The sequence below is a fragment of the Roseomonas sp. TAS13 genome, from assembly GCF_001950415.1.
GTDB lineage: Bacteria > Pseudomonadota > Alphaproteobacteria > Acetobacterales > Acetobacteraceae > Roseomonas > Roseomonas mucosa.
In genome coordinates, this window is record NZ_BDLP01000585.1 from 1 (window position 1) to 1879 (window position 1879).

2 protein-coding genes are annotated in these 1879 nt (G+C 72.0%); one reads left to right on the forward strand and one right to left on the reverse strand.

The annotated features are described in order from the left end of the window. Positions 1-1217 (reverse strand): tyrosine--tRNA ligase (gene tyrS / locus ROTAS13_RS23880; RefSeq protein WP_075823609.1); only part of this gene is annotated, 1217 nt, incomplete at its 3' end. Between the two features lie 61 nt (positions 1218-1278). Here tyrS and ROTAS13_RS23885 point away from each other — a divergent pair. After that, positions 1279-1879 (forward strand): anhydro-N-acetylmuramic acid kinase (locus ROTAS13_RS23885; RefSeq protein WP_371329340.1); only part of this gene is annotated, 601 nt, incomplete at its 3' end.

A 1879-nucleotide genomic window follows, 5' to 3' on the forward strand; every position in this document is an offset into this window, starting at 1 on the left:
GCCCGTACCAGGGCGTGCTTCTTGCGGCCGGCGGAAAGCTTGGCGGTGCCGTCGCGCAGGTCGGCCCCGGTGACCTGGCGGGTCTCGTCGCCCACCGGTTCGTCGTTCAGGCGGACGCCGCCACCGCGCACCAGGCGGCGGGCCTCGCCCTTGCTGGCGACGAAGCCCGCGGCGACCAGCAGGTCCAGAACCGCGGCGGGCAGCGGGGCAGAGACCGTAGGCAGGTCCTCGGCCAGGGTGCCGGCCTCGAAGGTGGCGCGGGCGGTCTCGGCCGCGGCCTCGGCGGCGGCGCGGCCGTGCAGGATCGCGCTGGCCTCGGTGGCGAGGATCTTCTTGGCCTCGTTCACCTCGGCCCCGGCGAGGGCGCCGAGGCGGCGGACCTCCGCCATCGGCAGGTCGGTGAAGAGGGCCAGGAAGCGCGCCACGTCGGCATCCTCGGTGTTGCGCCAGAACTGCCAGTAGTCATAGGGCGAAAGCCGGTCGGCGTTCAGCCAGACCGCGCCGGCTGCGGTCTTGCCCATCTTGGCGCCGGAGGCGGTGGTGAGCAGGATCGTGGTGACGCCGAAGGCCTCCTGGCCCGCCACGCGGCGGACGAGGTCGGTGCCCATGATGATGTTGCCCCACTGGTCGCGCCCGCCGAGCTGCAGGCCGACGCCGTAGCGGCGGTTCAGCTCCAGGAAGTCGTAGCTCTGGAGCAGCATGTAGTTGAATTCGAGGAATGAGAGCGGCTGCTCACGGTCTAGGCGCAGGCGCACGCTGTCCATGGTCAGCATGCGGTTGACCGAGAAGTGCCGCCCCACATCGCGCAGGAAGGGGATGTATTCGAGCTTGTCGAGCCACTCGGCATTGTCGAGCTCGATGGCGTCGGTCGGGCCATCGCCGAAGGCAAGGAAGGATTCGAAGGCGCGGCGGATGCCGGCCTTGTTGTGCGCGATGGTCTCATCGCTCAGCAACGGCCGGACCTCGTCGCGGAAGGACGGGTCGCCGATGCGCGTGGTGCCGCCGCCCATCAGCACGACGGGCTTGTGGCCGCAGCGCTGCAACAGGCGCAGCAGCATGATCGGCAGCAGGTGGCCGACATGCAGGCTGTCCGCCGTCAGGTCGAAGCCCGCATAGGTGGGAAGCGGCCCCGCCTTCAGGCGCGCGACGAGGGATTCCTCGTCGGTGACCTGGTGGATGAAGCCGCGCTCGCGCGCCGCATGCAGGAAATCGTCCATCTGGCGGGGTTCCGCAGTGAAGTGTGCTTGTCAGTGGGCCGGGCGTTAGCACAGTGACACCATGGTGCGAAGAACGAGGCTGCAAGGAACGGGGCTGCGGACCATCGGGCTGCGCTGTCCCGCCTCGCTGGAGGGCGTGGAGGCCGCTCTGCTCGAAACCGACGGGACGGTTGTGGCCCAGGCCGGTCCCTTCCGCCTGTTGCCGCATCCGCCGGCCCTGCGGCGGGTGCTGCGCGCCGCGCTGGAGGCCGGGCCGGAGGAGGCCTGGGGCGGGCTCGGCCCGGCGGTGGAGCGTCTGGTGGAGCGTTGCGCCGAGGCCGTGGCGGCAGTGGCGGGGCCCGATGGCGTGGCGACCTCTGGGATCATCGCTCCTGGGGTTGTGGCCCTGGGCTTCGACGGGCCGGGGCTGGCAGGGTGCGGGCGGGACGGGGCGCCCGTGCCGCTGATGGAGGGCGGCTTCCTGGCGCGCCGCCTCGGCCTGCCGGTGGCCAGCGGCTTTGGCGGTGGGCTGGCGGCGGGAGAGGATGGGCGGGTGATCCTGCCATCGGCCTATCCGGCCCTGACGGCGGGGCTGCCACGGCCCCTGGCGATCCTGGACCTGGACGGCGTGGCGCGCGTGACCTGGCTCGGCCCCGGCGACCGGTGGGACAGCGGCGAGATGC